This window comes from Niastella yeongjuensis, from assembly GCF_900110245.1.
Taxonomy (GTDB): Bacteria; Bacteroidota; Bacteroidia; order Chitinophagales; family Chitinophagaceae; genus Niastella; species Niastella yeongjuensis.
Window position 1 is genome coordinate 176,065 of the sequence record NZ_FOCZ01000010.1, and the last position, 23,877, is coordinate 199,941.

A 23,877-nucleotide genomic window follows, 5' to 3' on the forward strand; every position below is an offset into this window, starting at 1 on the left:
ATGCATTTGAGAAACTAAAATACACCGTTTAGCCGGAAATTGATGATCCTTAACAGTAAATTTACCAGTAATTATAAAGCCCTCCCATTTATGGGGAGGGCTTTATAATTATTTTTTTGCAGGTTGTTTTTTACTCAGGGTAACAACACTCAGCTGCACTTCCTCTTTTATTGGAATGGGGACATTTCCAGGGCTAATATCGCGTTCCCTGGTGCTCCGGTTTAAGTTCAAATCAATGATTAAACTATCGTTCTCGAAAATTCTTAAGTCCGATCCTTCTTTCCCCTCCGTAACAGACCGGTAACCGGCTTGTTTCGCCAGGTCGTAAAATCGCTTATATTCAGGTGACTTAGCTATATATATTATTGATTTTTCATGGGGAAACACTCTTATATACTGGTTTTTCCTTTCATTGATCCAGGCAGTATCATTATTTTTTACCCATCCGAAGGTGATCTTATTGAGACTGGAATCCATGTTTTCTTTTTTCATGGTCACCAGGGCGTTCAGGTCTGCGATTTCCATGTCTCTTTCTTTTATCCCGGTGTATTCCAGTATTTCCTCGGGGGTTAACAGGAGCTTTATAATGGCTGGGTTCTTTCTGGAATACACCAACATAACCTGCTGGTCCTTGGAGAAACTTTTGAAATCTGACCGGGTTACTGATTTGTGAACCGTGAGCGAGGTCCCGTTCTCATCTGTATATTCTACTATTACGTCGAAGTATTCACTGTACTTGCCGGATTCTCCTGTTCCGTCTTTAAGCGTCCCTAAGGCTTTAACTCCATCTTGCTTTAATATTACATCATTGTCAACGTTGTCGCAGCCAGGTAGTATAGATACGGTGCAAAAGAAAATAGCAATGGCCGGTAACAGGCGGGGGAAAATGGTTTTTTTCATAGTCATGGCGCCAAAATAGTAACGTCCGCGGGTATTTGCAAGCTATTTCGGTAAATAAAAAAAGCCCTGATGGTATCATCAAGGCTTTTATAAATAACATAAAAAAATAATCTTTCAATTATAAACCTGCACCATGACAGTTCTTGAACTTCTTGCCACTACCGCAAGGACAAGGATCGTTACGACCAACTTTGGGGCCTACACGAACCGGCTCATGCTTGATGGGTTCATCACTGAACTGGTCATTTTCATCTGCTGCATAATCTTCACCACGGGCATCGATCTCTTCTTTATTGGCACGCATGCGGCTCATGTCGGTCTTTTGTTCATGACCTTCACGGATCTGCTGAGGATTCTGTTGTTCAACAGGTATACCGGCATGGCATAAGAAGCTGATGATGTCTTTGTTTACATCACTGTCCATTTGTTTAAACTGATCGTAGGCAGTGATCTTATAAATAACCAGTGGATCTTTTTGTTCCAGGTATGCTGTTTGTACGCTTTGTTTCAGGTCATCCATGGCACGCAGGTGCTCTTTCCAGGCTTCATCTATAACTGCGAGGGTTATTTGTCTTTCCAGGGCGCTGATGAGCTCACGGCCACTTGTTTCAAGCGTTTTGTTCAGACTGGCCAGTACCTGTAAGCCTTTTTTGTTATCAGTGAAAGGAACCACTACATTTTCGATGTGGCTGCCCTGTGATGTACGGATGTTCTGGAATACCGGTACTGCCTGCTTTTGCAGCTCTTCGGTTTTATGCTGATAACGGCCAACCGATTCCTGGTATAATTTCTCAGCCAGGTCGTTTGCTTTGTCTTTTTCGAATTCTTCCTGGGTAATGGCAGTGTCTATGCCAAAGTTCACAATGGCTGCCAGTTTAAACCCTTCGTAATCGCTTTGTTCCTGGAATGAATTCACCAGTCCTTCGGCAACAATGTAGAAGGCGTTATCGAGGTCAAGCGCCAGGCGGTCACCGAACAATGCGTGGTTACGTTTTTTATAAACTACGTTACGTTGTTTATTCATTACGTCATCGTATTCCAGCAGGCGCTTACGAATACCGAAGTTGTTTTCTTCTACTTTCTTTTGTGCCCGCTCGATGCTCTTGGTGATCATGCTGTGCTGGATCACTTCGCCTTCTTTGTAACCAAAACGGTCCATGATGCTGGCGATACGCTCACTGCCAAACAAACGCATCAGGTCATCTTCGAGCGATACATAGAATTGAGTGGTACCAGGGTCGCCCTGGCGACCGGCACGACCACGCAACTGGCGGTCTACACGGCGGCTTTCGTGGCGTTCAGTACCAATGATGGCCAAACCACCCGCTTCTTTAACGCCGGGTCCGAGCTTGATATCGGTACCACGACCGGCCATGTTGGTGGCAATGGTAACCGCACCGGCCAAACCGGCTTCAGCTACTACCTGTGCTTCACGGGCGTGTTGTTTGGCGTTTAATACGTTGTGCGGGATCTTTTTACCCTGCATCATTTTACTCAGCAATTCACTCACTTCCACGTTGGTGGTACCAACCAGTACTGGCCGGCCTGCCGCACGCAGTTTTTCTATTTCTTCAATAACAGCTTTGTATTTTTCGCGTTTGGTTTTGTATACGAGGTCTTCCTGGTCTTTACGGATAGCCGTTACGTTAGTTGGAACGGTTACCACATCCAGTTTGTAAATATCCCAGAACTCACCGGCTTCGGTTACCGCAGTACCCGTCATACCGGCCAGTTTGTGATACATACGGAAATAGTTCTGTAAGGTAATGGTAGCGTAGGTTTGTGTAGCGGCTTCGATCTTCACATTTTCCTTGGCTTCAATGGCCTGGTGTAAACCATCGCTGTAACGGCGGCCATCGAGAATACGACCGGTTTGCTCATCTACGATCTTTACCTGACCATCCATAACTACGTATTCCACATCTTTGTCGAACAACGTGTATGCTTTCAGCAATTGTTGTACGGTGTGAATACGATCGGCCTTGATGGTATATTCGTTCAGGACTGCTTCTTTGCTTTGCAATTTTTCTTCAGCTGAAAAATCGCTTTTGTCGATTTCTGCCAGGTGGTAGCCTATGTCGGGCAGTACGAAAAACTCAGTGTCTTCACCGGCGCGGGTGATGGCCTGAATACCTTTATCGGTTAAATCAACGGAGTTGTTCTTTTCATCAATGTGGAAGAACAGGTCTTCGTCAACCAATGGCATTTGTTTCTGCTGATCGGCCAGGTAATAGTTTTCTGCCTTTTGCAGTTTTACCCTGGTACCGGGTTCACTCAGGAACTTGATCAACGCGCTGTGTTTGGGCAAACCACGGAAGGCGCGCATCAATGCCAAACCACCTGATTTCGGATCATCATCACCTCCTTCAAACATCTTCCTGGCATCGATCAGGTTTTTGTTCACCACCTGCTTTTGCATTTCGAACAGGTTGCGAACGCGATCGCGTAAAATATGATATTGCTGGTCTTCACCGCGGGGTACCGGGCCGGAAATGATCAATGGTGTACGTGCATCATCGATCAATACGCTATCCACCTCATCCACCATGGCGAAGTGGTGTTTGCGTTGCACCATTTCTTCCGGCGTATGCACCATGTTATCGCGCAGGTAATCGAAACCGAATTCGTTGTTGGTACCGTAGGTAATATCGGCCTGGTAAGCTTGTCTTCTTTCAGTACTGTTGGGCTGGTGTTTGTCGATACAGTCAACGGTAAGACCCAGCCATTCGAAAATGGTTCCGTTCCACTCAGAGTCACGTTTGGCGAGGTAGTCGTTCACGGTTACAATGTGAACACCGGCGCCAGCCAGGGCATTGAGGTAAGCCGGCAGGGTAGAAACCAGGGTTTTACCTTCACCGGTTGCCATTTCTGAAATTTTACCCTGGTGCAATACCGTACCACCTATCAACTGTACATCGTAGTGTACCATGTTCCAGGTGATCTGGCTACCACCGGCATTCCAGCTGTTTTTGAAAACAGAGTTATTGCCTTGTATGGTAATGTATTCTTTTTTTACACTGAGCTCGCGGTCGAGTTCGGTTGCAGTAGATACCATTTCAGGATTTTCCTTGAAACGGCGGGCTGTTTCTTTCACCACGGCAAATGCTTCGGGGTGAATTTCTTTTAATACTTCCTCAATTTGCTTATCCCGATCCTTGATCAGGGCATCTACCTGTTGGTAAATGGCATCTTTTCCTACGATATCGCTAAAAGGCAGTTCTTCTGCCTGTTTATTTAAACTGGCTATTTCACTGTCAATTTTTTCCAGGTGCGCTTTTATCCGGCTTTTGAATTCCTGGGTTTTGTTGCGCAACTGATCGTTAGATAGCGACTGGTAAGCGGTAAAGTGTTTGTTGATTTGGTCTACAAGCGGACGAATTACATTGATGTCTTTCTCCGATTTGCTTCCCCCGAACATTTTTGACAGAAAACCTAACATGATATAGCTGTTAATTATTTTTGAAAGTAAATCACAACAATTGTTACAAAGGTACCGAACACCTGATCAAAAGGAATGCTACAGTTTGGCAGCGAGCCAATTTGACAGGGACGTCAAAGGTAAGAAAAAGCAGGCAGTTGGCAGTGATAGAAGTCAATGGTTTGCAGGCAATAGCTTGGATTTTAAGCACCATTTTTTTATATGGTGGAAATGAACCATGTAAGAGCGCCCGCCTGCCTTTGCCGGTTGCCTGTTTTCCGCCCTGAATGGGCGCCAAAGAGGTGTCAGACTCTAGTGGAATGGTCAGGAAGTGCTTTGGTAGTTGTCTGAATATTGTCTGGATATTGTCTGTGGATGCCCCTTACAGTACTATTCCCGACTGTCCTCAGACAGTTCCCGGACAACCTTCAGAGCATCCCACTACAATTACCTGGCAATAAGACCACCATTACCCCGCCGGTTTGCTACCCTTCCGCTACAATCCCCGGTCACTGATTTGTGAAGGATTTAAGTTAGTTCATTGACTACCAATGGCTGTTGACCTGGTTTACACCAATTGATACATATTACCTGGCAGGGCCTGAACAATATTTTGCATTTGGAGGTTGAGAACGGCAGTTACCAGCGAACTGGTGCTAAGACCGCACCGCAAATTCAGTTCATCGATGTGCACCGGTTTCTTTTCGCTTAGTATGCCAACCAGGGTTTGTTCATCGGCATTTAAATTAACAAAGAGTTCTTTTTGGGGCGGAGGATTTTTGTGGGTGGGTTCATTCCAGCCAAGAGATTCTGCCAATTCCTGTGCATTGGTGAGTAAAATGGCCTTATTGTTTTTGATGAGCGCGTTGCAACCTGCACTTTTGGCATCGGCTACCCTGCCCGGATAGGCAAATACGTCGCGATTGTAACCATTGGCCAGCTCCGCGGTGATCATGCTGCCGCCTTTTACGCCGGTTTCAACGACCACTACTGCATCGCACATGCCGGCAACTACCCGGTTTCGGATGGGAAAGTGGTGCTTTTCTGCTGTAACATCACTAAAGAATTCTGTTATTAAACCGCCGCCCTGTTGAACCATTTCTTTTGCCAGGTTCGTATGTTCTGTGGGATACAGGGAATCGAGGCCATGTGCCAGCACCCCTACGGTGGGCGTAGCATGTTGAAGCGCAGCCTTATGCGCAATGGCATCGATGCCAAATGCCAGCCCGCTGATAACAAGCACATTATACCGGGCCAGCGCTTCTACCAGGTTTTCAGTGAGGTGTTTACCATATGCCGAGTTCATACGGGTGCCTATAACAGCCACTATACGGGAGGTATTGAGGTTGGCATTACCGCGGTAGAATAACATAGTAGGGGAATCGTAACAATGCAACAACCGTTGCGGATAATCGGGTTGGCTAATGAACAGCGGTTTTATTTTGTACTTCTCTATGAAGTCGATCTCTTTTTCTAGTTTGGCAAAATCCCTGAACTGTTTAATGTGTTGTGCGCGAACAGTTCCTATGCCTTCTGTTTTTTCGAGTTGGGAAATGCCTGCCTTGAAGATGGCTTCAGCAGTGTGGAATTGTTCAATCAGTAATTTGGCATGTACGCAGCCAATTTGAGGCACCTGTGTTAATGCCAGCTGGTAAAGCAGATCGTTTATCATAGCGGTAATATGCCCCCTAATTTACAACTTCCCTTTTTTATAACAGCAATAAAAAAGCCTCAGTACGGTTTATTTGTACTGAGGCTGGTAAAATTTATTTTCAATTACTATTGACTAATAACCTGCAATTCTGTTCTTCTGTTTTGTGCGCGGCCTTCTTCTGTAGCATTATCTGCAACAGGTTGTGTGGCGCCAAATCCTTTAAAGGTGAGGCGTGCCTGTTCAATGCCTTTGCTTACCAGGAATTTCACAACAGCCTGGGCGCGGTTATTGGAGAGCGCCAGGTTATCGGCAGCCTTACCAACATTATCTGTATGGCCGCTGATCTGTATTTTAAGGGTAGGGTTCTCTTTCATTAACTGGAAGATATTATCCAGCTCGATAGTTGATTCGTCTTTCAGATCAAACTTACCCGATTCAAAAAAGATATTCTTCAACACAACGCTGGCATTGGCTTCAATGGGTTGTAAGGGAATATCGATCTTGTAAGTGCTGTCAGGTGCTTTCTGGCTCAGGGGGAAGTTTTCTGAGAAGAACAGGTAGCCCCGGCGTTTTACATTGAACGCATAGTCTTTACCAACAGGTAAGGTGATGAGGTAATTGCCGGTAGCATCGGTTTGTACCCTGCTTATTACTTCACGTGTGCCCAGGTCGGTTAGTTCAACACCGGAGGGCAATCCTTTCAGTGTTTTTTTGTCGAACACCTTTCCTTTTACCCACAGCGTTCTGGCCGGACTGATATCATCTCGTAATTGAAATGAATACAGGTCAAGCCCGCCCCGGGAATCGGTACGGTCGCTGGTATAATAGGCGGTTTTGCCATCGGCGGCAATAACCAGGCTGCCTTCATTTTCGATGGTATTGATGGGATAGCCAAGGTTTATTGGTTTGCTCCAGCCCTTGCCCTGTTTTTTTGCCATGAACAGGTCTGAACCGCCATAACCCAGGTGGCCAGCCGAAGTGAAATAAAGCGTTTGGTTATCGGCATGAATAAAAGGGGCACTCTCATCGCCGATGGTATTTATTTCGGGCCCAAGGTTCTCAGGATCGCTCCAGCGGCTATTGGGCAACTGGCGACAAACATACAGGTCCTGGCCGCCATAACCACCGGGGCGGTTGCTGGCAAAATACAGATCGCGTTTATCGGCCGACAGGCTGGGGGCAGATTCCCAGGACTCCGTATTAATGCGGTTGCCCATGTTTTCGGGTTTGCTCCAGCCTTCGGGTGTTAAGTATGAAATATACAGATCGCAACTGCCATAGCCATAAGGGAAATTACAACCCGTGAAGATGAGCCACTGCCCGTCCTGTGAAATATTCGAGGCACCTTCGTTCAGGTTCGAGTTGATGTCACCCGGTAAGGGAGCGGCTTTTGTCCAATGGCCATTTTCAAAATGCGATTCATAAAACTCTTCATTGCCATTTACGCGGCGCGTAAAAATAAAATCCTTGTCATCTATGGTAAACGTAGGAAAATATTCAAGGTGGTTGCTGTTGATGCTATCGCCCATATTCTGTGGCGAAAACTTATAATTCCCTGCGGGATGCTGGTTGCTGTAATCGATGGCAAACTGATATGTTTTTCGGCGATAATTAGCTGCCTTTTTGCTTTGTGGATTGAGGTTAGGAATAGCCAAAAATTCATCTATCGCCGTAAGCGCTTTCTGAAATTCACCCATGCCAGCCAGGTTAATGGAATAGGGGAGATCATATTCTTTAAACCAATTGCTGTCTATAGCTTTTGCTTTCTCGTAGTTTTCAAGCGCAATCGGGTAGTTCTTTTGTTCAGAATACAAACCTGCTATCGATAAGTAAGCCTCCAGGTAGCGGGGGTCTAACTTAATGGCATCCTGCAGGGTTTTTATACTTTCTGCATAATTTCCATTCATGGCAAAGCTGTAGGCTTTTTCAAAAGAGGCTTTTGCCTTTTTATTTACCTTATCAGGATCGTATTGTGCCCGGGCTGAGCAAAAAAGCCCAACCAGCATGGATATTGCAATTAACTTTTTTATCATCTATAGCTTTTATGGTGAAAAGGCAATGGGCTGGGGGGTATAAAGATAAAATTCCACCCCCGATTAGACGATGATTTCAGCCAAAAAGTTTATAAGAAAGCGTTATAAATGGCCATTAAGGCACGTGAATGTACTTGTGTAGTTGAAGCGAGAACTCCCACCGTGGATTTTCCTTGATATAGTCAATGATAAGCGGAGTTACCATGGCCGATTTGCTCCATTCCGGCTGCAGGAATAATTTACAGGAGGGCGATACCAGGGCGGCATACTTTTCAGCCCATTCAAAATCGCTTTTGTTATAGATCACCACTTTCAATTCATTGGCCATGGGCAGTATTTCAGGCAATGGCGCTTTGAACTTTTTGGGTGATAAACAGATCCAGTCCCAGGAACCGCTGACCGGCCAGGCGCCGGAAGTTTCAATATTGGTGGCAAAGCCGGCTGCATGCAATGCATCGGTGAGCGCATCGAGGTTATGCATCAACGGTTCGCCCCCGGTAACAATGGCCATACGGCCGGGAAATGCACTGGCGCCAGTCACTATTTCATCAATTGATTGCAAGGGATGTTTACCGGCATCCCAGCTGTCTTTTACATCGCACCAAACGCAACCCACATCACATCCGCCAAGGCGAACGAAATAAGCAGCTTTTCCCTGGTGATAGCCTTCGCCTTGTAATGTATAGAAGGCTTCCATTACAGGATATTGTATAGTGGGTTGTGTTGATACCATAGACACAAAGTTACTGAATGCGCTTTTAGCATCGCCTTCGCTAACACTACTGGCGGGCTGGCATTAGTATATAATTACGTTAATATATTACTAGTTTTTTTCTATGCAGGCGTTGTAAGTGTTTTTCATCAGCGCGGCAATGGTCATAGGACCAACACCACCTGGCACCGGTGTTATCCACGAGCATTTGGGTGATACCGTATCAAACTGTACATCTCCTTTTAAGGCATAGCCTCTTTTTTTAGTAGCGTCGGCAACACGGGTAATACCTACGTCAATTACAATAGCGCCATCTTTCACCATGTCGGCCGTAACAAATTCGGGTTTGCCCAGGGCAGCCACAATGATATCAGCTTGCAGACACAGTTCCTTTAAATTTTTGGTGGCTGAATGGCAAATGGTAACTGTGCAATTACCAGGATTGGAATTGGCGCTCAGCAGTATGCTCATGGGGCGGCCCACAATATTACTGCGGCCAATCACTACCGCATGTTTGCCTTTCGTATCTATTTTATAGTGTTCCAGCATCAGCATAATGCCGTGCGGGGTGGCGGGAATAAAAGTAGGAAGACCCTGTACCATTTTTCCAACACTCACAGGGTGAAAACCATCCACGTCTTTTGAAGGATCGATGGCGTTGATCACCTTCTCATCAGAAATATGTTTAGGCAAAGGCAATTGTACCAGAATGCCATCCACATCGGGATTATCATTCAACTTTTCAATTGTTTCCAGCAATTTGAATTCGGTGATGTCATCTTCGAGGCGAATGAGGGTAGAATGAAATCCGATCTCTTCACAGGTTCTTACTTTAGAACCAACATACGTTTCACTGGCTCCATTGTTGCCCACCAGTACGGCGGCCAAATGGGGTACTTTTTTACCTTCCGCTACCAATTGAGCCACTTTTATTTTCAATTCATCCTTTGTTGCCTGTGATACAAGCTGCCCGTCTAAAATTTTCATGGCGCAAAGGTAAAGTACTGCGGTAAGTTGCCCTAACCTGAATAAAAATTTGTTATATCAACAATATTTAAATATGTTTAGTGCCTGATTCTGAAAAGCTTGCTGTTTTGAGAAACCTGTTATTGCCATTATTTCTTATCCCCTGGCTAGCCAATGGCCAGTCAATACATTACTCACCCGGTACCTTGTATACCGGTTTGGGCGCTTACAGCCATCAGTTTACCCAATCGTTTTCCTTTCTCGCCAATCAGGCGGCCCTGGGTAATATTTCCAAAACAAGTGCGGGTGTTTATACCGAACAAAAATATGGGTTAAAAGCCCTGTCGCTCTTTATGGCCACCGCTGCCATGCCGGTAGGCCGTGGAGGGGTAGGCATCGCTATGCAGTATGCCGGGTTCAACGATTTTAATGAAAGCCAGGCCGGGCTTGCCTATGGTAAAAACCTGGGGAAGGTGAGTCTGGGCATTCAGTGTAATTATAATATGATGCACGTGGCTGGTTATGGCAATGATGCGGCAATTGGGTTTGAAGTTGGCAGTCAGTGGCAGGTGAGTTCAACCCTCATCACCGGTTTTCATATTGCAAACCCCGTGGGTGGGCATTTTCGCAATCATTACCAGGAAAAGCTGGCAGCTGTTTATCAGTTTGGTGCGGGGTATGAAGTGTCGGCTCAATTACTCCTGAGCGCCGAACTCACCAAAGAAGAAAACCAGCCGGTAAACGTGCAGGCTGGTTTGCAATATATACTGGTACCCGACAGGTTGTTTGTACGCACGGGCATTACCACCGCCACTACCTCACCCTATATAGGTGTAGGCTGGCAATGGAAAAATTGCCGGGCCGATGCCTGTGTGCGTTTTCACCCGCAACTGGGGCTTACACCCGGCTTACTGCTGTTATTTTATGGAAAACAAAAAACGGAACCGTGAAATGGACGTTTGTCATATGGCTGGCTGCGCAGGGAACGGTGGTGGTGGCCCAGGAAAAACCGCCCACACCGGTTAATGAACAACAACTGGAAATGCAGGCGGAACGGGAAGAAGGGATAACAGAAGATGACAGCCAATGGCAGCAGTTGGAGTATTTACAGCAGCACCCCATTAATTTGAATACAGCTACCGAAAATGAATTAAAGAACCTGCGCCTGTTAACCGATCTGCAGATCAGTAACCTTTTATTATACCGGAGCCTGCTGGGGCCTTTATTACAGGTACACGAATTGCAGGCCGTTCCGGCGTGGGATGTGCCCACTATAAAGCGGTTATTGCCTTATATAGTTGTAAGTGATCCCAAAAACATCATTGAAAAGCTAGGCGAACGATTCCGGCAGGGCGAACAAACCCTTTTATTACGGTTGGCACAAACTGTAAATACATCCGGCGAAGCGGCAAAAGCAACCGACAGCTATTTGGGAAGTGCAGCGGCGGTGCTGGTGCGCTATAAATACAATTACAAAAACCTGTTGCAATTTGGCATAACAGGCGACAAAGATGCCGGAGAACAATTTTTTAAAGGCACGCAAAAGAACGGGTTCGATTTTTATTCCTTTCATTTCTTCGCCCGTAAACTGGGCATTATCCAATCACTGGCTATTGGTGATTTTACCATTGGGTTTGGACAGGGATTGATTCAATGGCAGGGGATGGGGTTTAAAAAAAGCGCTGAGGTATTGAGTATAAAACGACAGGGCGCGACGCTGCAACCTTATAATTCGGCGGGGGAGTATAATTTTCACCGGGGTATTGGGGTTACATTACAGAAGAAAAACATCCAGTTTACAGCTTTTGGTTCGTACCGGAAGCTAAATACCAACCTCATAACGGATAGTTTGCTGAATTCGCCGGGATACATTTCCTCCATTATAACTACCGGGTATCACCGCACTATGGCCGAACTGAATGATCGCAACAATGTGCCCTGCATAACTACGGGCGCAGCTTTGAAACTGGCCAATAACCGGTCACATATAGGCGTTAATGCCGTTCAGTACTTGTTGTCGAATCCCCTGCAGCCCGGCGGCCAGGTATATGACCAGTTTGCTATCAATGGCCGGAACTGGAGTAATTACAGCGTCGATTATAGTTATACGTTCCGAAATATGCATGTGTATGGAGAGGTGGCGGTTGATAAATTGTTAAACCGGGCCATGATACATGGTTTGTTGGCCGGCCTTGATCCAAAAGTTGATCTTGCAATCGTGTATCGTTCTATTAACAACCGGTATCAGTCACTTTTCAGCAACGCTTTTACCGAAAACAGTTTGCCGGTGAACGAAAACGGTTTTTATGCCGGGTTATCCATCAAACCCGTTGCTGGCTGGAAACTGGACGTATATATGGACGTATTCAGGTTTCCCTGGTTAAAATACCAGGTAAATGCTCCAACTGAAGGACATGAATATTTGATCCAATTGAATTATACCCCTAATAAATACCTGGAGCTATATACCCGCTTCAGACAGGAAACCAAATCGATGAATGAAACCGATTCCCTCCCGGGCATTTCACCCGTAGTGCCGGTGACCCGGTTAAACTGGCGGACTCACGTGAGTTATCGCTTAAATAAGACTGTTGAATTGCGAAGCCGGGTGGAAACTGTTTGGTATGCGCGTAACAGCAAACAAGCTGAAACCGGTTTTCTTTTTTACACCGAAGGGCATGTGAAGCCAGCATTCAAACCTTTTTTCTTTAGTGCCCGAATTCAATACATTGAAACGGATGGCTACAACAGCCGGTTGTATGCCTTTGAGAATACCGTATTATATAATTTTTCTATACCGCCACTTTTTAATAAAGCATTCCGCTATGTTGTAAATGTTAATTACCGGTTAACGCGGAGCTCTGTTATGCAGCGGCCGCGAAAAATAAATTGCCTACTCTCTTTTTCGATAGCACAAACCCTTTACCCCGCTCATTCGGCGGTTGAAACAACTACCACTTTAATTGATGCCTATAATAGGTTGGACGCAAAGCTTCAAATTATTTTGAAGCGGCGGTGAACAATCATGATAATTTATTGTTCAAATCAAATGTCAGAAAGACAAATTAAATTTTAATTAAAGCAGGAATAAAATTCGGTTATACATAATACCAAAACATTTTTATATAAATTTGCCGCCCTGTAATTTTATAAATCTGTTAAATTTTTATAAGGTGACAGGAGTTTTTCACATTTTTTGATCCATTGCTAATTGGTGGTATTTTTTTAAAACAGTGTAACGGCTTTTTGTAATTCAATACCAATGGGAGTTTGAGCCAGATCGTCACTACATTGAAGTTTTCTTGAAAAAATTTTGTACGCTGTTTGTTTGCAGCGGTTGCAGAATCAGGTTTGTCTACCGGTTGGTTAAAAAATTATTTATTAATTAATGAATTAAAAATTTTCGATTAACAGCTTTTAGTTTTTCAGGTTTATTTATTTAAAAAATCTACAAGTCTCATGAGAAAAATTGTATTGCTGGCAGCGATGCTCCTTGCTTGCGTTGCCATAAGCTTTGGTCAAACCCGTACAGTGACCGGCGAAGTAAAAGATCAACAGGGAAACCCCGTTCCCTTTGCGACAGTAAAAGTTAAAGGCGGCAAAGGTGCAGTAGCTGCCGATCAAAATGGTAAATTCTCCGTAAACATTCCAGAAGGTGCAGTTTTGATTGTTTCAGGCGCAGGATTTCAGGCTCATGAGATCAATGCCGGCACCCAAACCACTCTTTCCATTGACTTAAAAGAACAGGAATCACTGAAAGAAGTGGTGGTTACTGCTATGGGTCAGGTGAAAAGCAAAGCCAAAGTTGGTTATTCAACCGCTACATTCAGCACAGAAAATATCAACAAAACCGCTCCATTGGGGCCGTTAGATGCGTTGCAGGGTAAAATTGCCGGCGCAGATATTTCTACAGTTAGTGGAACCCCTGGTTCTTCTTCTAAAGTTGTATTAAGAGGTTATGGCGTTATTGCGGGCGGTAACAACCAGCCATTGTATGTAATCGATGGAGTGCCCTTGGCAGATAACAGACCCGCTTCAAGTGGTGAAGTACCTATCAACGGTCAAAGATCTGCTTCCGATGGGGTGTATGATTATGGTAACGGATTGAACTATATTAACCCGAACGATATTGAAAGCATCACTGTTCTGAAGGGAACTGCTGCTTCTGCCCTCTATGGTTCACAAGCCAAGAACGGTACCATCATCATCACTACCAAACGTGGTAAAGCCGGTAAACTGAAAGTTGATCTGACAAGCACGTACAATTTAACGTCTATTGGAAAAACACCCGACTTCCAAAATCAATTTGGTCAGGGTTGGGATGCACAGTGGATCCCCTCTGAAAATGGTAGCTGGGGACCTCGTTTAGATGGAAAAGTTCGTGAATGGGGTGCACCCGTAAATGGCGTGTACAGAAACAAGCCGTTTTCAGCGCATGACAATATAAGAGACTTTTATGATGTAGGTACCGAATCAAACAATACCATCTCCTTATCTGGTGGAAATGAAAACAACAAGTTTTACTTTTCTTATGGTAATGTTTTCAGCGATGGTATTATTCCTACCAAAGCCGATGCGTTGGAACGTCATTCTTTTGCGCTGCGTTCCAATTCAACCTATAAGAATTTTACGCTGAATACGTCCATGAACTACATCAACAGACGTATGAACGCACCTGCTACAAGAGCCGTATCTGGTGTGGGTTCTTCCTTGTTTGAAGATCTGTTGCAGCTTCCTGTAGATATGTCGATTAAGGATTTCAAAGACTATAAGAATCCATACAACAACGTAGACAACTACTATACGCCATATGCAGAGAATCCATGGTATGGGGTGAACGAAAATGGCAGTAAACAAAATACCGACCGGCTTTTTGGTAACATCAACCTCGGGTACAAGTTCAACAGCTGGCTGGCTGCTGAGTTTATTATCGGTGGCGACTTTGCCAACTCACGCACCACTGCCTGGAACGCAAAAAATGCGCCTAAAGTAGGTAGTTACAATGCCGGTGGTAACGTAGAAGGGTCCGAACGGCAGCCCGATGTAGGTTCTTATGCCGAAACAAGCAACTACGATGGATCGTTCAATACCATCCTGAACCTGAAGTTCAATAAAGAGCTGAGTTCTAAATTTACTTTGGATGGATTGGTAGGTACTACCTATAACCAGTCGCAATCAAAACAGGTAACCACCCGTATTGAAGGATTGACCATCCCGGGTTTTTATAACCTGTCTAACTCAGTAAACCAGCCAACCGGCGCTAATATAAACTCATTTAGAAAATTAGCGGGTGTGTATGCACAGGCTACCCTGGGTTACATGGGTCAGTTGTTCTTAACGGTAAATGCCCGTAACGACTGGTCATCAACTTTGCCGTTGGATGATAATAGCTTTTTCTATCCTGGCGCTAACCTGTCGTGGATAGCTTCTCAAACTTTCGACCTGACCAACACGCCTATCTCTTTACTGAAGTTCAGAGCGGCTTACGGTAAAACCGGTGCAGATGCCGCGCCATACCAGATCTATCCTGTGCTGGCGCCTGGCGATGTTCAATTAGGTTATGGTAACCTTACCTTCCCTATTAATGGGGTAGGTGGGTATGAAATAGATAATACCATCAACAACCAGCACCTGAAACCAATTATTACCAAAGAGGTTGAATTGGGTGGTGAGATCTCATTATGGAATGGTCGCTTTGGTATCGATGCCGATTACTATGAAAAGAAAACCGACGGACAGATCTTTACTGTGCCCATTTCTCCGGGTTCAGGTTATACCGGCATGGTACAAAACCTTGGTCTGGTTAGCAACAAGGGTGTAGAGGTTACAGCAACCGTGGTGCCTATTAAAACCAGAAACATTACCTGGACCATGAACTATACGTTTGCCCGCAACCGTAGTAATGTGGAGAATTTAAATGGTGGTCCTGATAAAGTGATTTTGCAACAGGCATACGATGCTGAGTTTGATGCCATCCCCGGCAAACCGCTTGGCGTGTTCCTGGCTCCGGTACCTCTGTATGCACCCGATGGAAAAATGGTGGTAAATGCACAAACAGGTATACCCGAAGTTGCACCCGATAAAGCGGAATATGGCAGCTCTCAACGCGATTTTATGATGGGTTTGCAAAATACCATCAGCTATAAAGATTTTCAATTAGGCTTTTCGTTGGATTACAGAAAAGGCGGTAAGTTTTATAGTGGTACTTCCGACCTGATGGGTTTTGTAGGTAATGCACTCTATACTACTTACAACAACCGTCGTCCGTTTATTATTCCTAATTCGGTGAATGCAAATGTTGATGGAACAGGAAAAACTACTTACGTAGAAAACAAAACTTTCATCGACGAAGCGCATATCGACGATTACTATTATCATACAACGAATAAAGCAGAAGTTTATAACTATATTATTGTTGACAGATCGTTCCTGAAGTTACGTGATGTAACCCTGACTTACCGTTTGCCACAATCTATAGCTTCAAAAATAAAAGCTTCGAATCTTTCATTGACTGCTTATGGAAGAAACTTCCTGTTGTGGACGCCAAAATCAAACAGCTTCATCGATCCTGAAGTAACCAACTTCGGAAACGATCTGCAGAGTGAATTTGGTGAATTCAGAACCGGACCGAGCACCAAACAATTTGGTTTGACACTGAGAGCAAGCTTTTAATTACCTGGACCAAAAAATATTTGAAGTATGAACCTTTCAATAAAAAAGTCTTTATATATAATTGCTGCAGCTGCCTCTACAATTTTTGTTGGCTGCAAAAAGCAACTTGATATTAACAACGATCCCAACAAAGCGCCTGTGGTAACTGGTACCGCGGCATTGATCTATCCTTCGGCCATGATGTCTACAACGGGCCGCATTGGCGGTGAATTAAACATCATTGGCGGTATCTGGTCTCAATATTACACACAGAACTGGACTTCGAACCAATACAAAACCATTGATGCCTATAACATTCAGAGCACTGATTATCAAGGCAGCTATGCGGAACTGTATTCAGGAGCGCTGAACGATTATTATTATGCACTTGATACGGCAAAGAAAGCTGGCGAATGGAAGTATTACCTGATGGGTACTGTAATGAATGCATTCACCGTTGCTACCCTGGTAGATCTATACGACCAGATTCCTTATTCAGAGGCTTTTCAAGGAAAGGCTAACATCAATCCGAAGTTTGATGATGGGTATACCATTTACCAGGATCTGTTGAAGCGGATCGACACCGCACTGTCTAAAGATATTACGACAGAAAGAGATGGAGATCCCGCAGACAATGATTTTATTTTCGGTGGTGATATGGATAGCTGGGTAAAGTTTGCGAACACGTTGAAGTTGAAATTTTACCTGCGTATGATCAATGCGCACCCTGAGGTAGCAGAAGCAGGTATCAGGGATTTGTATACCAATAATGCAGCTTTCCTTGATATAGATGCCGCAATGAAGCTCTTTACCAGTACGCCAGACAAGCAAAATCCGTTTTATGCGTATAATATCTATCGGTTAAATACTGGTACAAACCTTAAAGCGAGTGCAACCTTTACTACCTGGTTAAATGCAAACAATGACCCCCGTATTGTTGCTTTCTATGACAGTACAGATGCGGTACCTATGCACCAGGGTGACTTTTTATCTAAATACAGCAGGGTCACTACATTTAATCAATCCCCAACAGACCCTGTTGAGTTTATTTCTGAAGCAGAATCTTACTTCTTGCAAGCCGAAGCGCTTGAGCGCTACTTTGGCGGCACCGGTGCAAAAGCCTTATATGATAAAGGGGTAACTGCTGCGTTTGCTGCACTGGGTTATGGTGATGAGGTAGCTCCTTTTATTCAGGCGGGTGGTGTATATGAGTATCCTGCTGCCGGAACTTTACCTGAAAAGATTGAAGCGATCATTGTTCAAAAATGGGCACACTTTGCTTATGGCTGCCATTCACTGGAAGCATTCTTTGACAAAAACAGGACCGGTTATCCCAGAACAAGCCCGGTTTATTCAAAAGAAGCCAGTTATGTGCCCGGGCAATTCGTGTTTTCTCCTAATGGTGTAACAGGCGGTAAATTCCCCAAGCGTTTGGTATTTCCTGATTCCGAAAGATCAAGAAATAAAAATACACCGGCAGAAGTACCCATTACAAAACCTGTTTGGTGGGCAATACAATAAGGTTAACCACAACAATTACTTTATTAGATTAAAAGGAAACTATTTATGCGATATATTATAATCTTAATATTTTTTGTGGCTGCTCTTTTAACAGCCTGTAGCAAAACGGAGGATCCCGGTACTACCACTGCTGTTAAGGTTGCTAATGAATGGTGGGTAAATTATAAAACAGGTGACTCAACAGTAAAGATCACTACCTATAATACGGCATCAAACCCTGATTCAATCTGGGTTAATTCATTGGATACTGTAGGAAATGGCTACAGGTTTGCATGTAAAGTGAAAATTGATATGAACAGCTTAGAGTTCTCTGCTCAGAATTCGCAGAACATTAGTGTGCATAAAACGAATGCGATCACTATTACCAATGGCAAAATTCTGCCAAATGTTGGGCACTCCCGTACCAATAACCCAACAGACAGTATCTACCTGGAAGTGCAGTATTCCGATGAACCCGGCGTAACATACAAAATTGCAGGTCACGCCAGAACCATGTGGGATACTGATGACTACTAATTACAAGTAAATGCAATTGATTTAGATCAATAAAAAGGGTTCCGATTTTATCGGGACCCTTTCTTTTTTGCCCGTTTATGCATGGAATGGGTTGCTCGTTTTTCCCAATTGAGGCGAAAAGCAGTGCTGGATTGTTCCGGGAAAACACTTAGCGGACAAAAAAATTAATTAAGTGATTTGTGTAATGTATTAGCCATCAAATTTGAAGAGTTTATAGGAGCTTTTATTACCCTCTCCCTGATTTTCATCCCCTTTTGCAAAATTTAGCCCGCAAAAACGATTGCAGCATTTTCCAAATTTCGCTTGTCTAGCCCAAATTGGTTTTATTGCCGAAAAACCCGATTTAACTTTTTTTTGATGTTTAATCAGGAATTTCAATACATTTAGAACCTCAAAATTAAACTTACAAGTCACATGAGAAAAATGCTATCACTGCTAGCAGTGTTAGTGCTATGCACTGCTATGGCCGTAGGGCAAACCAAAACTGTCACCGGCCAGGTAAAGGATTCAAAAGGAGATCCCATTCCCTTTGCCACCATTAAGATCAAAGGCACCACCAGTGCCGTCGCCGCCGATGCAAACGGCAACTTCTCCATCAACGCTCCCGCAAATTCCACTTTTATTGTTTCTGCCGTTGGTTTTGAAGGCAAAGAATTGAGAGCCAGCGGTACCGGAGCCCTGTTGGTTGCCTTGAACAATGCTGAAACAATGAGCGAGGTGGTGGTTACCGCCCTGGGTATCAAGCGTACAAAAAATACCCTGCCTTATGCTGCACAAATTGTTGCAGGGGACGATGTTAGTAGAAATCGTACCGGTAATGCCTTCAGCGCACTTTCCGGTAAAGTATCAGGTTTGCAAATTAACCAGGGTAACGGTATGGGTAGCTCTACCAATATCGTGATCCGTGGTACCAAATCAGTTACCGGTAACAACCAGGCATTATTTGTGGTAGATGGGGTTCCGGTTGATAATTCCATGAACACAAGGCCCGTCACCACCCCTAACAACCCCAATACCAACCAGACCACCGGGCGTGGTGGCTACGATTATGGTAATGCTGCTGCCGACATTAACCCCGATGACATTGAGAGCATCAACGTGTTAAAAGGCGCGGCCGCCACTGCCTTATACGGTTCACGGGCTGCCAATGGTGTGATCATGATCACAACCAAAAAGGCTAAAAAAGGACTGGGATTAACTGTGAACTCAGGTATCACTGTTAACTCAATGGACAGAAAAACCTTTCCGGAATACCAGAAACAATACGGCGCAGGTTATTCCGATCCTTATGATAAAGATGGATTTTATTATTTTGATGTAAACGGGGATGGCGTGGATGATTATGTAGCGCCTACTTCCCAGGATGCCTCCTACGGTGCTAAGTTCGATCCAAACATAATGGTGTATCAATGGGATGCATTTGATGCCGCCGGACCAAATTACCATAAGGCCCGTCCCTGGGTTGCTGCGCAAAACGACCCCTCTACATTTTATGAAACACGCCTGTCGAATAACGAAAGCATCATGTTGGATGGCGCCAACGACAAAGGAGGTTTTAAATTAGGCTACACCCGCAACGAGGAAAAGGGTATTCTGCCAAACAGCAGACTTCGGAAAAATATAGTGAACTTCAGTACTACATATGCTATCACCCCTAAATTAACGGCCAGTGCCGCCGTAAACTATTCCAAAATAGATGGCAAGGGCCGGTATGGAACTGGTTACAGCGGACGTAATATAAATCAGAATTTCAGACAATGGTATCAGACCAACGTTGATATCAAAGAACAAAAAGACGCCTATTTCAGGAATCGTAAAAACGTAACCTGGAACTGGAGCGATCCTTCCGATGAATTGAATGGTTTATATCCCATTTATACAGATAACTACTACTGGACAGTTTATGAGAACTATGAAACCGACTGGCGCAGCCGTACCTTCGGTTATGCATCTCTCGATTATAAAGCAACTGATTGGTTAAGTTTCCTGGGACGTATTTCAGTTGATAATTATGCCGAGTTGCAGGAAGAACGTGTTGCCGTGGGCAGCTCGGGTGAATCATCCTACGCCCGCTTCGACCGTACCTTCAATGAGTTGAACTACGACCTGATGGCCAATGTTGACAAAAACCTTTCAAAGGACCTTAATTTCAAGGCCCTGTTAGGTACCAATATGCGCAGGTCTAATTCCAATTCAAGTCTGGCAAGCACTTCCGGTGGTATGATCGTTCCCGGTTTATATTCCATTTCGAATTCAAGAGGAAATATTGCGCCGGTTGAAACTTATCAACCTATTGCGGTGGATGGTTATTTTGCAGGTGCAACGCTGAGCTACCAGGATTATTTATCACTGGACGCTACTTTCCGCAGAGACCGCGCTTCTACCTTACCAGTTAATACGAATGCCTATAACTATTATGCGGTTTCAGGCAGCTGGCTGTTTTCACACCACCTTACTACTGTACCCTGGTTGAGTACCGGTAAACTGCGTGTAAACTATGCCACAGTAGGTAACATGGCTCCATGGGGTATTATAAAAGATGTATACGATCAGCCAACTCCATTTGGTTCTGCCATCTTGTTCTCTGTAACCGATACCAAGAACAACAGGGACATTAAGCCGGAATTGACCAAAAGCCGTGAAGTTGGTTTGGAAATGGCCTTTTTCAAAAACCGGTTAGGTTTTGATGTTACCTACTATCAAACCAATTCTACCAATCAGATCATTAATGCCGAAGTAGATCCAGCTACTGGTTATACCAAGAAATGGATAAATGCCGGTGAAATAGAGAATAAAGGTATCGAGTTGTCATTGTATGGTACACCTGTTCGCACAAAAGACTTCTCCTGGACAATCAATGTAAACTTTACGCGCAACCGTAACAAAGTACTTTCATTGAATGCAGGCGCGAAAAACCTCCAACTGGGTTCTTTCCAGAGTGGGGTAAGCCTGAACGCTTCTGTTGGCCAGCCTTACGGTACTATTCAGGGTAAAACCTATGAAATGTTAGACGGCAAAAGGCTGATAGACGATAAAGGATATTATGTAACTACCACCACTACCACCAATATTTTTGGTGATGTTAACCCCGACTGGATCGGCGGTGTGTACAATACCTTTAAGTATAAAAGCCTGTCACTGGGCTTCCTGGTGGATGTGAAACAAGGTGGCAGCATCTGGTCACTCGATCAGTTCTATGCACAGGGTACCGGTGTTTATAAAGAAACAGCTGGTTTGAATGACCTGGGTAATCCCGTTCGTAACTCATTGGCCGATGGTGGCGGTGTAGTATTCCAGGGCGTTACAAAAGATGGTAAAGCAAACATTAAAAGGGTAGTAGTTGATGCCAACTCTCCACAAGAGCCACAGGTAGCCTACACCTACGATGCGAGCTATGTTAAGTTAAGAGAGGCTAACATTACCTATTCATTGCCTTCAAGCGTATTAGGAAAGATCAAAGCCATTAAAGGAATTGATGTTTCTGTATTTGGCCGCAACTTATGGATCATCCATAAAAACATACCTTACTCAGATCCTGAAGAAACAGTGTCTGCCGGTAATTTAATAGGTATGCAAAGCGGTGCTTATCCAACCACCCGCTCTATAGGTATGAATGTTAGACTGAAATTCTAAAACTGAAACAAATCATGAGAAAGATTTTATATTTAGCATTGCCGGTATTACTGTTAGCGGCATGTACAAAAGATATCTCCCGTTTTAATACTGATCAGAAAAAGCCAGGGACCGTTCCCGGGTCAATGCTGTTTTCCAATGCAACCCGGAATATGGCAGATGGCCTCGTCAACGCCAGCGTAAACATAAATGTATTCCGGTTTACCATCGGTCACACGGCCATGGCTGTATACCAGGATGAAGCGCAGTATAATTTTACCACGCGGAATATCCCTGGAAACTGGTGGGTAAGATTTTACCGTGATGCTTTAAAAGATCTGGCTGAAGGTTCAAGGCTCATTGCTGCTGACGCCTTTTTAGATCCAGGCATCAAACAAAACCAGCTTGCCTGTATTGATATCATGCAGGTGTTTGCGTACAACGTACTGATAAACACATTTGGCGATGTGCCCTACAAAGCAGCATTGGATGGAGACAACCTGTTTCCGGTTTTTGATGATGCCCAAACAGTTTATCTGGACCTGTTAAAAAGACTGGCAGATGACCTCAGCAAATTAAAAACCACTTCCAGCGGCTTTGATGAAGCAGATGATATTATAAACAAAGGCAGTATTGAAAACTGGATAAAATTTGGCAATACCCTGCAATTTAAAATGGGTATGATGCTGGCTGATGTAGATAATGCAAAAGCAAAAGCTATTGTGGAAGCGTCTGAGCCAAAAGCTTATAGTGCAATCGACGAGAATGCATTTTTTAAATACGAAAAGAACAGCCCTAACCAAAGTCCTTTATATGCAGATATTGTTACCGGAGGCCGTTCAGATTATGTTGCTGCAAAAGACCTGATGGACCCGCTGATCAATTTAAAAGATCCACGCAAAGAAGTATTTTTCACCACTAACAAAGCGGGTGATTATGCCGGGGGTATTGTTGGCAAAGTGAATACGTATGCCAATTTCAGCCACATAGGCCCACAGATCTATGCAGCCGATGCCAATTATATCTTCCTTGATTATGTAGAAACAGAATTTTTACGGGCGGAAGCCATCGAGCGTGGTTATACTGTTGCAGGTACTGCCGAAGCGCACTATAACAATGCGATAGCCGCTTCCATTGAACATTGGGGTGGAACCGCACAAGATGCTTCTGATTACCTGGCACAGACAGGGGTGGCTTATGCTACTGCACCCGCTGCTGGTGGCTGGAGACAAAAGATCGGATTCCAGAAATGGATCGCTTTATTTAACCGTCCGTTCGAAGGCTGGACCGAAATAAGAAGGCTCGACTATCCGAAACTGACACCGGTGGTAAATGCCATTTCAGGCTTCCCCAACCGTTTCCCTTACCCTGCTAGTGAGCAGCAGTTGAACGGTACCAATTATACCACTGCTGCCGCCCATATGGGAGGTGATAAAGTGGAGTTCAAACTGTTCTGGGATAAATTATAATATATTCCTTGTTTAACAAACGGACCGTTCTCCCGGCTTTGCGGGGAGGACGGTTTTGTTTTTATATTACGCCCGGTTTCTTACTTTTGAGGCTTAAACTTTTTATGATGGAAGATCAAAACCAGCAGCAAAACCAGCTTAACATCGAAATCTCAGAAGAAGTAGCAGAAGGGGAGTATGCCAATCTTGCCATCATTACCCATTCCCACGCCGAGTTTGTAATAGATTTTGTGAATGTGATGCCCGGCACACCCAAAAGCAAGGTGAAATCACGTATTATATTAACGCCGCAGCACGCCAAGCGCTTTATGAAGGCATTAACCGAGAATATCCAGCGTTTTGAAGCTGCCAATGGCAAGATCCAGGACCTGGAAGATGTGCAGATCCCTATGAACTTCGGTGGCCCAACAGCGCAGGCGTAACCA

Annotated in this window: 14 protein-coding genes; 8 read left to right on the forward strand and 6 right to left on the reverse strand. The window is 44.4% G+C overall.

The features are described from left to right. Positions 1 to 108: 108 nt before the first annotated feature. The 6 genes from BMX95_RS24640 to folD all read right to left on the reverse strand — a co-directional run bounded on the left by BMX95_RS24640 (position 109) and on the right by folD (position 9,704). Positions 109 to 906: a hypothetical protein gene (locus tag BMX95_RS24640; RefSeq protein ID WP_090519607.1), complete on the reverse strand. Its 798-nt coding sequence runs from the start codon at positions 904 to 906 to the stop codon at positions 109 to 111. 112 nt (positions 907 to 1,018) lie between these two features. Further along, on the reverse strand, positions 1,019 to 4,339 hold the full coding sequence (gene secA, locus BMX95_RS24645) for a preprotein translocase subunit SecA (protein ID WP_081197160.1): 3,321 nt from the start codon (positions 4,337 to 4,339) through the stop codon (positions 1,019 to 1,021). A 547-nt stretch (positions 4,340 to 4,886) separates the two neighbouring features. After that, positions 4,887 to 5,990 carry a DNA-processing protein DprA gene (gene dprA, locus BMX95_RS24655; RefSeq protein ID WP_081197158.1) on the reverse strand — a complete coding sequence of 368 codons (1,104 nt, stop codon included), beginning with the start codon at positions 5,988 to 5,990 and terminating at the stop codon, positions 4,887 to 4,889. 107 nt (positions 5,991 to 6,097) lie between these two features. Continuing rightward, positions 6,098 to 8,005, reverse strand: coding sequence for an OmpA family protein (locus BMX95_RS24660; RefSeq protein WP_081197157.1), 1,908 nt, complete (start codon positions 8,003 to 8,005; stop codon positions 6,098 to 6,100). A 115-nt stretch (positions 8,006 to 8,120) separates the two neighbouring features. Next, a complete protein-coding gene (locus BMX95_RS24665; protein WP_081197156.1) occupies positions 8,121 to 8,738 on the reverse strand; it encodes a 7-carboxy-7-deazaguanine synthase QueE in 618 nt (205 codons plus the stop codon). A 90-nt stretch (positions 8,739 to 8,828) separates the two neighbouring features. Next, positions 8,829 to 9,704: a bifunctional methylenetetrahydrofolate dehydrogenase/methenyltetrahydrofolate cyclohydrolase FolD gene (gene folD / locus BMX95_RS24670; protein WP_081197155.1), complete on the reverse strand. Its 876-nt coding sequence runs from the start codon at positions 9,702 to 9,704 to the stop codon at positions 8,829 to 8,831. A 107-nt stretch (positions 9,705 to 9,811) separates the two neighbouring features. Here folD and BMX95_RS24675 point away from each other — a divergent pair, with 107 nt between their 5' ends. The 8 genes from BMX95_RS24675 (at position 9,812) to BMX95_RS24715 (ending at position 23,874) form a co-directional block, all read left to right on the forward strand. Beyond that, positions 9,812 to 10,633 (forward strand): hypothetical protein, encoded by an 822-nt coding sequence (locus BMX95_RS24675; RefSeq protein WP_133053819.1) that lies wholly within the window; start codon positions 9,812 to 9,814, stop codon positions 10,631 to 10,633. Further along, positions 10,630 to 12,702: a ComEA family DNA-binding protein gene (locus BMX95_RS24680; RefSeq protein ID WP_081197153.1), complete on the forward strand. Its 2,073-nt coding sequence runs from the start codon at positions 10,630 to 10,632 to the stop codon at positions 12,700 to 12,702. The genes BMX95_RS24675 and BMX95_RS24680 overlap by 4 nt, the downstream gene beginning before the upstream one ends. A gap of 440 nt (positions 12,703 to 13,142) precedes the next feature. Continuing rightward, the gene (locus tag BMX95_RS24685) at positions 13,143 to 16,355 is read left to right on the forward strand and encodes a SusC/RagA family TonB-linked outer membrane protein (protein ID WP_081197152.1); all 3,213 of its coding nucleotides are present in this window, start codon (positions 13,143 to 13,145) and stop codon (positions 16,353 to 16,355) included. A 27-nt stretch (positions 16,356 to 16,382) separates the two neighbouring features. Then, complete coding sequence (locus BMX95_RS24690) at positions 16,383 to 17,855, forward strand: SusD/RagB family nutrient-binding outer membrane lipoprotein (protein ID WP_081197151.1); 1,473 nt, start codon at positions 16,383 to 16,385, stop codon at positions 17,853 to 17,855. 45 nt (positions 17,856 to 17,900) lie between these two features. After that, entirely contained in the window at positions 17,901 to 18,371 is a 471-nt protein-coding gene (locus tag BMX95_RS24695) for a lipid-binding protein (RefSeq protein WP_081197150.1), read from the forward strand. Between the two features lie 414 nt (positions 18,372 to 18,785). After that, positions 18,786 to 22,004, forward strand: a complete 3,219-nt coding sequence (locus BMX95_RS24705) for a SusC/RagA family TonB-linked outer membrane protein (RefSeq protein WP_081197148.1) — start codon at positions 18,786 to 18,788, stop codon at positions 22,002 to 22,004. A 14-nt stretch (positions 22,005 to 22,018) separates the two neighbouring features. Then, positions 22,019 to 23,452, forward strand: a complete 1,434-nt coding sequence (locus BMX95_RS24710; protein ID WP_081197147.1) for a SusD/RagB family nutrient-binding outer membrane lipoprotein — start codon at positions 22,019 to 22,021, stop codon at positions 23,450 to 23,452. A 104-nt stretch (positions 23,453 to 23,556) separates the two neighbouring features. Further along, positions 23,557 to 23,874, forward strand: coding sequence for a DUF3467 domain-containing protein (locus BMX95_RS24715; RefSeq protein ID WP_014216490.1), 318 nt, complete (start codon positions 23,557 to 23,559; stop codon positions 23,872 to 23,874). Positions 23,875 to 23,877 lie beyond the last annotated feature (3 nt).

What these genes read in the sequence shown, in the direction of transcription:
- BMX95_RS24715 (WP_014216490.1), top strand. Translation starts at nt 23,557, where the DNA reads ATGATGGAAGATCAAAACCAGCAGCAAAACCAGCTTAACATCGAAATC.
- BMX95_RS24665 (WP_081197156.1), bottom strand. Translation starts at nt 8,738, where the DNA reads ATGGTATCAACACAACCCACTATACAATATCCTGTAATGGAAGCCTTC.
- folD (WP_081197155.1), bottom strand. Translation starts at nt 9,704, where the DNA reads ATGAAAATTTTAGACGGGCAGCTTGTATCACAGGCAACAAAGGATGAA.
- BMX95_RS24660 (WP_081197157.1), bottom strand. Translation starts at nt 8,005, where the DNA reads ATGATAAAAAAGTTAATTGCAATATCCATGCTGGTTGGGCTTTTTTGC.
- BMX95_RS24705 (WP_081197148.1), top strand. Translation starts at nt 18,786, where the DNA reads ATGAGAAAAATGCTATCACTGCTAGCAGTGTTAGTGCTATGCACTGCT.
- BMX95_RS24685 (WP_081197152.1), top strand. Translation starts at nt 13,143, where the DNA reads ATGAGAAAAATTGTATTGCTGGCAGCGATGCTCCTTGCTTGCGTTGCC.
- BMX95_RS24695 (WP_081197150.1), top strand. Translation starts at nt 17,901, where the DNA reads ATGCGATATATTATAATCTTAATATTTTTTGTGGCTGCTCTTTTAACA.
- BMX95_RS24690 (WP_081197151.1), top strand. Translation starts at nt 16,383, where the DNA reads ATGAACCTTTCAATAAAAAAGTCTTTATATATAATTGCTGCAGCTGCC.
- secA (WP_081197160.1), bottom strand. Translation starts at nt 4,339, where the DNA reads ATGTTAGGTTTTCTGTCAAAAATGTTCGGGGGAAGCAAATCGGAGAAA.
- BMX95_RS24710 (WP_081197147.1), top strand. Translation starts at nt 22,019, where the DNA reads ATGAGAAAGATTTTATATTTAGCATTGCCGGTATTACTGTTAGCGGCA.
- BMX95_RS24640 (WP_090519607.1), bottom strand. Translation starts at nt 906, where the DNA reads ATGACTATGAAAAAAACCATTTTCCCCCGCCTGTTACCGGCCATTGCT.
- dprA (WP_081197158.1), bottom strand. Translation starts at nt 5,990, where the DNA reads ATGATAAACGATCTGCTTTACCAGCTGGCATTAACACAGGTGCCTCAA.